This is a genomic window from Klebsiella sp. 18074 (assembly GCF_902705905.1).
GTDB classification, from domain to species: Bacteria; Pseudomonadota; Gammaproteobacteria; order Enterobacterales; family Enterobacteriaceae; genus Klebsiella; species Klebsiella terrigena.
Window position 1 is genome coordinate 48217 of sequence record NZ_CACSIS010000035.1, and the last position, 10067, is coordinate 58283.

The 10067-nt window shown below is 55.1% G+C and carries 9 protein-coding genes and 1 pseudogene; 6 read left to right on the top strand and 4 right to left on the bottom strand.

All coding sequences use genetic code 11. From position 1 onward, the window contains the following. Positions 1 to 38: 38 nt before the first annotated feature. Positions 39 to 887 carry an HTH-type transcriptional activator RhaR gene (gene rhaR, locus GVK32_RS25140; RefSeq protein WP_227697903.1) on the top strand — a complete coding sequence of 283 codons (849 nt, stop codon included), beginning with the start codon at positions 39 to 41 and terminating at the stop codon, positions 885 to 887. Between the two features lie 4 nt (positions 888 to 891). Here rhaR and rhaT read toward each other — a convergent pair whose 3' ends face one another. Continuing rightward, positions 892 to 1926 carry an L-rhamnose/proton symporter RhaT gene (rhaT, locus tag GVK32_RS25145; protein ID WP_159873198.1) on the bottom strand — a complete coding sequence of 345 codons (1035 nt, stop codon included), beginning with the start codon at positions 1924 to 1926 and terminating at the stop codon, positions 892 to 894. 291 nt (positions 1927 to 2217) lie between these two features. On the opposite strand from rhaT, the gene sodA reads away from it, so the two are divergent. Further along, a complete protein-coding gene (gene sodA, locus GVK32_RS25150) occupies positions 2218 to 2838 on the top strand; it encodes a superoxide dismutase [Mn] (protein ID WP_159873200.1) in 621 nt (206 codons plus the stop codon). Between the two features lie 71 nt (positions 2839 to 2909). Beyond that, entirely contained in the window at positions 2910 to 3584 is a 675-nt protein-coding gene (gene yiiM, locus GVK32_RS25155; RefSeq protein WP_041143427.1) for a 6-hydroxyaminopurine reductase, read from the top strand. Between the two features lie 39 nt (positions 3585 to 3623). Here the strand turns inward: yiiM and cpxA are convergent, their stop codons facing one another. Further along, the gene (gene cpxA / locus GVK32_RS25160) at positions 3624 to 4997 is read right to left on the bottom strand and encodes an envelope stress sensor histidine kinase CpxA (RefSeq protein WP_159873202.1); all 1374 of its coding nucleotides are present in this window, start codon (positions 4995 to 4997) and stop codon (positions 3624 to 3626) included. Continuing rightward, a complete protein-coding gene (gene cpxR, locus GVK32_RS25165) occupies positions 4994 to 5692 on the bottom strand; it encodes an envelope stress response regulator transcription factor CpxR (RefSeq protein WP_004203671.1) in 699 nt (232 codons plus the stop codon). Before cpxR ends, cpxA begins: the two co-directional genes overlap by 4 nt. Positions 5693 to 5841: 149 nt before the next feature. Here cpxR and cpxP point away from each other — a divergent pair, with 149 nt between their 5' ends. The 3 genes from cpxP to pfkA all read left to right on the top strand — a co-directional run bounded on the left by cpxP (position 5842) and on the right by pfkA (position 8566). Beyond that, positions 5842 to 6345, top strand: coding sequence for a cell-envelope stress modulator CpxP (gene cpxP / locus GVK32_RS25170; RefSeq protein ID WP_041143429.1), 504 nt, complete (start codon positions 5842 to 5844; stop codon positions 6343 to 6345). Between the two features lie 158 nt (positions 6346 to 6503). Further along, positions 6504 to 7400, top strand: coding sequence for a CDF family cation-efflux transporter FieF (gene fieF / locus GVK32_RS25175; RefSeq protein ID WP_159873204.1), 897 nt, complete (start codon positions 6504 to 6506; stop codon positions 7398 to 7400). A 203-nt stretch (positions 7401 to 7603) separates the two neighbouring features. Further along, a complete protein-coding gene (gene pfkA, locus GVK32_RS25180; protein ID WP_041143431.1) occupies positions 7604 to 8566 on the top strand; it encodes a 6-phosphofructokinase in 963 nt (320 codons plus the stop codon). Positions 8567 to 8616: 50 nt separating this feature from the next. Here the strand turns inward: pfkA and GVK32_RS29580 are convergent. Beyond that, a pseudogene (locus tag GVK32_RS29580) lies at positions 8617 to 9927 on the bottom strand (IS4 family transposase). Positions 9928 to 10067 lie beyond the last annotated feature (140 nt).

Here is a 10067-nt window from a genome sequence, read left to right on the forward strand (position 1 = left end):
CGAATAATGAAACGTTATTTGTGCCTGGAGTTGTCGCGGTGGCCGGTCAGTTGATTCTTCGCAAAGATGAGTTTTTTACCTCGCCTTCTCAGGCGGTGGCGGTAGCGGATCGCTACCCGCAAAACGTCTTCGCCGAGCATACCCATGAGTTCTGCGAACTGGTGCTGGTATGGCGGGGAAACGGCCTGCACGTGCTTAACGATCGTCCGTGGCGCATTACCCGCGGCGATCTGTTCTATATCCGCGCGCAGGACAAGCACTCCTACGCGTCGGTGAACGATTTGGTCCTGCAAAACGTCATCTACTGCCCGGACCGGCTGCGGCTCAACTTTGACTGGGCGGCCCATATTCCCGGGCTGTTTGGTACGCCGTGGGTCCCGCACTGGCGAATCGGCAGCTCCGGTATGACCCAGGTGCGGCAGGTGATTACCCAGCTTGAACAGGAGAGCAACCGCAGCGACCCCCAGGCCAATCAGATGGCCGAGCTGCTGTTCGCCCAGCTGGCGCTCATTCTGCACCGACATCGCTACGCGACCGACAACCTGGCGGCGACCCAAAGCGAAGCCCTCCTCGATAAACTGCTGACCGAGCTGGCCGGCAGCCTGAACCAACCCTTTTTCCTCGATCGCTTTTGCGCGCGGGAAGCGTGCAGCGAGCGCGCCCTGCGCCAGCAGTTTCGCCAGCAGACGGGTATGACGATCAACCACTATTTACGTCAGCTGAGAATTTGCCACGCGCAGTACCTGCTGCAGCATACGGAGCGCCTGATTGGCGAAATCGCTATGCTGTGCGGATTCGAAGACAGTAACTACTTTTCGGTAGTCTTTAACCGTGAGATTGGCATGACGCCGGGGCAGTGGCGGCAACGCAGTCGCGTCGCCGCTTAGGCGTTTAGTTCACCATTCCCAGGCCGACAATATTGGCGGCAATAATGATGACCACGCAGCCGAGGCTGAGTACGCCGACCGGACGCCGCCCGGCGTTTTTCCACTCTTTCAGCACCAGCCCCACCAGCCCACCGCACAGAACGTAGAAGCTCATATGCAGCATCCAGCTCATGTAGTCGTACTGCGCCGGAATGCTGGCGTGGCCCCATGCGTAGAAGAAGAACTGCAGGTACCACATCAGGCCGCCGAGCGCGGAAAGCAGGATATTGGCGATGATGAGCGGTTTTGCCCGCGAGAAGTCCGCTTTTATCGACAGGTTTTTCACTTTTGCCAGCCGAATAAAGCAGAATCCGAGGTTCACCAGCGCGCCGCCGCCCATGATGACCACGTAGCTAGGCAGGGCGGTGTACAGCGGGTCAACCCCCAGCGCTGCGGCGGCTTCGTGCATCGGTTTGGCGGCGTTCATTGCAAACGACATTCCCGCCGAGAAAATACCGCACATCACCGCCAGGACCAGACCTTTTTTGAGGTTGAAGTCTGCGGCCTTAATGCCCATTTTGCGCTCTTTCAGCTGCCCCGCTCGGGTCACAATGGCGACGCCAATCACCGCGACCAGCACGCCGAGCAGCGTCATCTGACCGCCTTTGGTATTGATTAAAACCTCGAACTGACCGTTGAGAATCGGGGTCATTAGCGTACCGACGATCAGGGTAATGCCGATGGCGATACCGATCCCCATCGACATGCCGAGATAGCGCATGGTCAGGCCGTAGTTGATATTACCGATACCCCACATCGCGCCGAACAGGAAGACCGGCAGCAGAGTCGAGGCGCTAAAGGAGTTGTAATAGGCCCAAAAATCAGGCAACAGCAGGGCGCTGATAGTCCAGGGCAGGATCAGCCACGAGACAATCCCGCCGATAGACCACATGGTTTCCCATGACCACTGCTTAACTTGTTTGAACGGAGCATAGAAACAGGCTGCACTGGCCGCACCTATCAAATGCCAAAAAATACCCATCGTAATCGCGTGATTCATTGATTTTATCCTCATCTATTTTTTATCGGATAAATCTTCTTCCGACCCGATGAGTGTAAAAATCGGTCAGTTTTATCGCCTTCAGGCTGTTGCCACGTGTGGGTAAACCCTGGCAACCAACAGCTTAATTACTTGTTCCAGCTCACAAAATCGCGGGTATCACACTCTGTTATAACCTTATTTAAAATACGGCATTGATAAGCGTTTTCAATATCATTTAATTAACTATAATGAACCAACTGCTTACGCGGCCTTAACACTTTCAGCCGCTCGACAATAATGGAGATGATTATGAGTTTTACACTGCCAGCCCTGCCGTACGCTTATGACGCCCTGGAACCGCACTTCGACAAGCAGACTATGGAAATCCACCATACTAAGCACCACCAGGCTTACGTTAACAACGCCAACGCTGCGCTGGAAAGCCTGCCGGAATTCGCCGATCTGTCTGTTGAAGAGCTGATTACTAAACTGGATCAGCTGCCGGCTGACAAAAAAGGTCCTCTGCGTAACAACGCGGGCGGCCACGCTAACCATAGCCTGTTCTGGAAAGGCCTGAAAACCGGTACCACCCTGCAGGGCGACCTGAAAGCGGCTATCGAGAGCGATTTCGGCTCCGTTGATAACTTCAAAGCTGAGTTTGAAAAAGCTGCAGCCACCCGTTTCGGCTCCGGCTGGGCGTGGCTGGTGCTGAAAGGCGACAAACTGGCCGTGGTTTCAACTGCGAACCAGGACTCCCCGCTGATGGGTGAAGCTATCTCCGGCGCTTCCGGTTTCCCGATCCTGGGCCTGGACGTGTGGGAACACGCTTACTACCTGAAATTCCAGAACCGCCGCCCGGACTACATCAAAGAGTTCTGGAACGTGGTTAACTGGGACGAAGCAGCAGCGCGTTTTGCCGCCAAAAAATAAGGTTGCATTGTGCTGAACGAGAAGCGAGTCTGATGACTCGCTTTTTTTATACCTGTAGCAGGGGGCAGCAGATGCACTATCCGGTGAACGTCTTTGTGGGCAAGATAAGGGATTACGAAGGAAGCCGTCCGAGCGCCATCGGGAAAATCCAGGTCGACGGTGAGTTAACCCTCGGCGATCTGGGGCTGGAAGGCGATGAGCAGGCGGAAAAGAAAATTCACGGCGGCCCGGATCGCGCGCTCTGCCAGTACCCGCGCGAGCACTACGCCGACTGGATCCGCGAATTCCCCCAGCAGGCCGACCTTTTCTGCGCGCCGGCCTTTGGCGAAAACCTTTCTGCTGAAGGAATGACCGAGAAAAACGTCTATATCGGGGATATCTTTCGCTGGGGCGAGGCGCTGATTCAGGTAACGCAGCCGCGATCGCCGTGCTTTAAGCTCAACTTCCATTTTGCCATCAGCGATATGGCCCAGCGCATGCAGAATAGCGGTAAAACCGGCTGGCTGTATCGGGTGGTGGCGGGGGGCGTGGTCTCCTGCGACGCGCCGCTGGAGCTGGCCTCCAGGGTGAGTGATATCAGCGTACATGAGGCCGGCGCGATTGCCTGGCATATGCCGTTTGATGATGAGCAGTATCATCGCCTGCTCAGTGCCGCAGGGCTGTCGGTAAGCTGGAGCCGTACTATGCAGAAGCGGCGTTTAAGCGGCAAGATCGAAGATAATTCCCGCCGATTGTCGGGGAAATAAGGCTTCCCCGGCTGCGTGCGCAGACCGGGGAACGTCGCGTCAGGTGCGCTTATACAGCGGCAGCCAGATGGTCAGCCGCAGGCCGCCCAGCGGGCTGTCGTCGGCTTTCACCCAACCACGATGCTGCTGAATAGCGGCTTCGACAATCGCCAGTCCCAGACCGGTACCGCCTGACTCACGATCGCGCGCTTCGTCGGTGCGGTAGAACGGGCGGAAAATCTGCTCGCGATCCTCAGGGCTGACGCCCGGACCGTCATCATCGACGTTAACCGTAATGCCGTCTTTATCCACCGAGAAGCTCACCGAAATTCGGGTATGCGAGTAGCGCAGCGCGTTGCGTACGATATTCTCCAGCGCGCTTTCCAGCGCGTTGGGGTTGCCATACAGCGGCCACGGCCCCGGCGGATACTCCACGGTGAACGATTTTCCTACCTGCTCGGCCTCGAAGGCGGCGTTATCGAGCACCTCGCCCCACAGCTGGTTGGCTTTTACCGTCTCGCTGACCAGCGCGTTGTTGGCCTGATTGCGCGACATCACCAGCAGATCGTTGATCATGCTGTCCAGCCGATGCGCTTCCATCACAATACGCTCCAGCTCTTTGCTCTCGCCGCTGCGGCGGCGCAGCAGAGCGGTGCCCAGCTGCAGTCGCGTAAGCGGCGTGCGCAGCTCGTGGGAGATATCGGAGAGCAGACGCTGCTGGCTGGTCATCATCCGCTCCAGAGCGGTGACCATCTGGTTAAAGCTGGTCCCGGCGGCCAAAAACTCCTGCGGACCGGCTTCCAGTTCCGGATGCTGGCGCAGGTTCCCCTGGGCGACCTCGTCGGCCGCATTTTTCAGCTTACGAGCCGGTTTTGCCAGACTCCACGCCAGCCATAGCAACAGCGGAGCGCTGACCAGCATGGTGACGATAAGCAGCAGCAGCGGACGGTCAAACAGCAGGTTGATGAAATCGGATTGTGACGTGCTGGCGGGGCGGATCAGATAGAGCTGATAATTATCCTCACCATCCCTGACGGAAAACGGGCCGACCATTTCCAGACGACCGTAGCGTTTTTTTTGCGGATGATCGGCATTATCGGCCTGGCCGATAAAGTTGCGAATAATCTGCATTTCGTTGCGTTCTGCGCCGATAACGCGCCCTTCGCTGGTGACCAGCAGCAGGCGCTGTCCCGGCGGAGCCCATTTATCTATCGCCCGAAACAGACGACGCCACCACATCAGATCGTTGGGTGGATCGGTCGCCAGCTCGGCCTCAACGTGCTGCTCAATCATGATGCCCTGGCGTTGCTCGCTTTCCAGAAGTTCGGTCATCTGGCGCGAATCCAGCTTGGGCAGCATCAGAACCAGCATCAACACCAGCGCCAGCGTGAGCCAGAAAATAGCGAAGATGCGTGCGGTTAAACTTCCAATCATGAAGCTGAAACCATCAGATAGCCGCGTCCGCGCAGGGTTTTAAACCACGGGTGGCCGTCTTTACGCTCCGGCAGCTTACGCCGCAGGTTAGAAATATGCATATCGATGGCGCGGTCGAACGGCGTCAGGCGTTTTCCCAATACTTCCTGACTCAGATGTTCACGAGAGACCACCTGGCCAAGATGCTGCGCCAGCAGGTACAGCAGGGTGAATTCCGTTCCGGTAAGCTCCAGCGTTTGACCATCAAAGTTGGCTTCCTGACGGCCCGGGTTGAGGCTCAATGCGTCAACCTCCAGCGTCGGTGAGCCGGCTTCGGTGGTTTGCTGCTGCTCACTCCAGTGGGAGCGGCGCAGAATCGCGCGTATGCGCGCCACCAGCTCACGATCGTTAAACGGCTTAGGCAGATAATCGTCCGCGCCCAGTTCAAGGCCGAGAACGCGATCCAGCTCGCTACCGCGGGCAGTTAGCATGATAACGGGAGTCTGGTGTGTCTGACGCAACTCTTTAAGCGTATCGATACCGTTTTTCTTCGGCATCATTACATCAAGTAAAAGTAAATCGATGCTGTCGTCCAGGAGAGCCAGCGCCTGTTCCCCATCATGGGCTACGAGCACGTTGAAGCCTTCCATATCGAGCAGCTCTTTTAACAGGGAGGTTAGCTCCCGGTCATCATCAACTAACAGGATTTTGTTCATTGTTTAAATACCTCCGAGGCAGAAATTACGTCATCAAGGCTCGCTAATCCATGACTTTACGTTGTTTTACACCCCCTGACGCATGTTTGCAGCCCGAATCGTAAACTGTCCCTCGTTGAATCGCGACACAAACGTTTTGGGAGTATGTGATGCGCAATGTTATTGCTGCCGTCATGGCCTCAACGCTGGCGCTAAGTGCTAATAGCCAGGCCGCTGAAGTCGTTACCAGCGTTAACTGGCTCCCCGGAGAAGAAGGGGCGCAGCGCAGCATCCAGGGCCACATGTTTGATGGCATAAGTTTAACCGAACAGCAACGACAGCAGTTACGAGATCTTATGCAACGGGCACGCCACGATAGGTTACCCGTTAATGTTAGCGAAATGGAGACAATGCATAGCCTTGTCACCGCAGAAAAATTTGATGAAAACGCTGTGCGTGCTCAGGCCGATAAGATGGCGCAGGAACAGGTTGACCGCCAGATCGAAATGGCGAAGGTTCGCAACCAGATGTACCACCTGTTAACGCCAGAGCAGCAAGCGGTTTTAAATGCTAAGCACCAGCAGCGAATGGATCAGTTGCGTGAGGTTGTAAGGATGCAGAAAGGCTCAGCAAAGATGCTTTCAAGTAGTAGCAATACCGTGCAACCCCAGTAACAAACCCTGTTTTCCTTGCCATAGACACCATCCCTGTCTTCCCCCACATGATGTGGGGGTTTTTTTTGCCTGTCATTCAGCTAAACGACCTCCCGCTTGTCATCCGTCGTCGCAATAGATCGAGTTATACTAAGCGCACTGCGGGTGAAGGAGCGTTTATGAATCAATCTTATGGGCGGCTGGTGAGTCGTGCGGCCATTGCGGCGACGGTGATGGCTTCCGCGTTACTTTTGATTAAAATTTTTGCGTGGTGGTATACCGGCTCGGTGAGTATTCTGGCTGCGCTGGTGGACTCGCTGGTGGATATTGCCGCCTCGTTAACCAATCTCCTGGTGGTGCGCTATTCGCTACAACCTGCCGATGAGGAGCATACCTTTGGCCACGGCAAGGCCGAGTCGCTGGCGGCGCTGGCGCAAAGTATGTTTATCTCCGGGTCGGCGCTGTTCCTGTTTTTAACCGGTATTCAGCACCTGGCGCGCCCGGAACCGATGCAGGCGGCGGGCGTCGGGATGATTGTGACCCTGATTGCGCTGCTCAGTACGCTGGTGCTGGTGACCTTCCAGCGCTGGGTGGTGAGAAAAACGCAGAGTCAGGCGGTGCGTGCAGATATGCTTCATTATCAGTCTGATGTTATAATGAACGGCGCTATTCTGGTGGCGCTGGGCCTCTCCTGGTACGGCTGGCATCGTGCCGATGCGCTATTTGCGTTAGGGATAGGCGTCTATATTTTGTATAGCGCGCTGCGCATGGCCTATGAGGCCGTCCAGTCGCTGTTAGACCGCGCGCTGCCTGATGAGGAACGTCAGGACATTATCAATATCGTGACCGCATGGCCTGGCGTCAGCGGGGCACACGATCTACGGACGCGGCAGTCAGGGCCGACTCGTTTTATTCAAATACATTTGGAAATGGAAGATAACCTGCCATTGGTTCAGGCACACGTCATTGCCGACCAGGTGGAGCAGGCGATTCTGCACCGTTTTCCGGGTTCCGATGTCATTATTCATCAGGACCCCTGTTCTGTGGTGCCGCTGGCGCGGCAGGGCGTTTTTTAAGCTTTGAGTTATAGTCTGTAAACTCGATGTAAAAATGTGGGGCAGGCCGGCATTATTTGTATAAATTACCGCCGTTTGGTCTGACCTGAATCAATTCAGCCAGAAGCGTTTGATATACTATTGCAATTATCGTCGTGCACTCCTGATAAGGGAGCGCTTCAGGCAACAGGATTATTTTTTGCTTCCTAAGTTCAGAGGTAGTCATGATTAAGAAAATCGGTGTGTTGACAAGTGGCGGTGATGCGCCGGGCATGAACGCGGCAATTCGCGGCGTTGTGCGCGCGGCATTAACGGAAGGTCTGGAAATTTTTGGAATCTATGACGGTTACCTTGGGTTGTATGAAGATCGTATGATCCAGCTCGACCGCTATAGCGTTTCCGACATGATCAACCGTGGCGGCACCTTCCTGGGTTCAGCTCGTTTCCCGGAATTCCGCGAAGAGCACGTTCGCGCCGTGGCCCTTGAGAACATGAAAAAGCGCGGTCTGGATGCGCTGGTTGTTATCGGCGGTGATGGTTCGTACATGGGGGCGATGCGCCTGACCGAAATGGGCTTCCCGTGCATCGGTCTGCCGGGCACCATCGACAACGACATTAAAGGCACCGACTACACCATCGGTTTCTTCACCGCGCTGAGCACCGTTGTTGAAGCGATTGACCGTCTGCGTGATACCTCTTCCTCACACCAGCGTATCTCCGTCGTTGAAGTGATGGGCCGCTATTGTGGCGATCTGACGCTGGCGGCTGCTATTTCCGGCGGCTGTGAATTCGTCATGGTGCCTGAGGTTGATTACAGCCGCGACGATTTGGTCGCTGAAATCAAAGCGGGTATCGCCAAAGGTAAGAAACATGCGATTGTGGCCATCACAGAGCACATGTGCGACGTCCACGAACTGGCTGACTACATTGAGAAAGAGACCGGCCGTGAAACGCGTGCAACCGTTCTGGGTCACATTCAGCGCGGCGGCTCTCCGGTTCCTTATGACCGTATCCTGGCATCCCGCATGGGCGCCTACGCGATTGACCTGTTGCTGCAGGGCTTCGGCGGCCGCTGTGTTGGTATTCAGAACGAGAAGCTGGTTCATCATGACATTATCGACGCTATCGAAAACATGAAGCGTCCGTTCAAAAATGACTGGCTGGATTGCGCGAAGAAACTGTACTAAGTTTCGGCGTAAAACAAAAAGGCCTTCTCAGAGAGAATAATGCCGTTCACTTAAGCCCCACGTGACTTAAAACTGAACGGATATGTAGGTGGAACGTAAAGCACTGTACGATCGTATCGTCGGTGCTTTCTTTTTTCTGGAAGAATAAACGCTTTTACATTTTCCCTCATACCTTTCAGATGCTTAGGGATGCTTCCTGCCGCGCCTTTACCACTCACTCTGACCTGCGACACCAGGATATTTAATGCCGCAATAAAGCTAATTCGCGTCGGTATGACTCCTGCTTCCCCTGCAATATCCACCATTTCCTTTCTCAGCAGATTATAAGAGACCAGTATTCCCCATAATTCCTGTTTCACACCCTCGGGAAAGCGGCTTCGCAGCGTCACTTCGCCCTTCAGTTGACGGCGCTTCAGCTCCCCATATCCCAGTTCAATCTCCCAGCGTTCCCAGTAAATACGCAATAAATCCTCTACCGGCCAGACCGCCGGGTCCGTCATGGACGTGAGAAATCCGGTGATTTTTCCTTTTCCCCCACCGCTGACATAACTCACCATTCTTGCCCGCCACACGGCCGGAAGATGAGGGGCTGCCTTGCGGGACTGAGGAGAGACAGGCATCTCAATCAGCATGTCGTAATCGCTGTATCGCTCGATAACTTCGTAGCGAAGCTTGCTTTTTACGGGCGTCAGCCAGTGCGTGGCGGTGCCTGCCTGTTACCACTCAAGGAAGAAAGCCGCGCTGAAATAACAACGGTCGAACAGTGTGAGGGTATGGTCCGGAGCAGAAGAAATCAGGCGGTGAGCCAGTGTCAGCTCGCCTTCGGCAACGCCACCAAACGCGGCATCCAGCAGCATATGAGAATGGGTTGCCATCAGCCCAACCATCCGGACCTGGGGGAAAGTGCCGGTGGACGATTCAATAAATCCAAAAGTGGTGGCGTTCTCGGGTGAATCGGGTGTGCGAAAGAGAGTCCCGTCGACGCTCAGTATCCGGAGGCCATGAAAAGTAGCCGGTCCGAGAGCTGCAGGCAGCCACGCTTCGTTGCAGGCATGGAAAAGATAGCGAAGAGGCGCTTCTCCCAGCCGCTGGCGTGCAGCGGTTAAAACACTGGGTGCCAGACTCTGATAACCGTTATCAGGCTGAAGGACAATATCGAGATGATGGCAGACATCTTTGATGGATAAATCACGCAACAACCCCATCATCAGGATGAGCCATACTGCCTGCTCAGCAGGCAGGCGACGCCTGCGAATACTGGCCTTCTGACAGGCAGTCAGGGCCTGGTGGATCCAGAGAGGGTCAAGCGAACGAGTAAAGGCATCCATCTCAGAAGAGAAAGCTTCAACAACAAAATCCATGTCATCTTCAGACGTAAAAAACCACCTGCATAGCAGGTGGCATTGAAAACGCCCCATAGGGGCGTACTAAGTCCAGACTCTGAGAGCCTTCCCTTCACACCTCTTTTAGAGGGAGCTGGCTCTCTTCAACTTCATGCTTT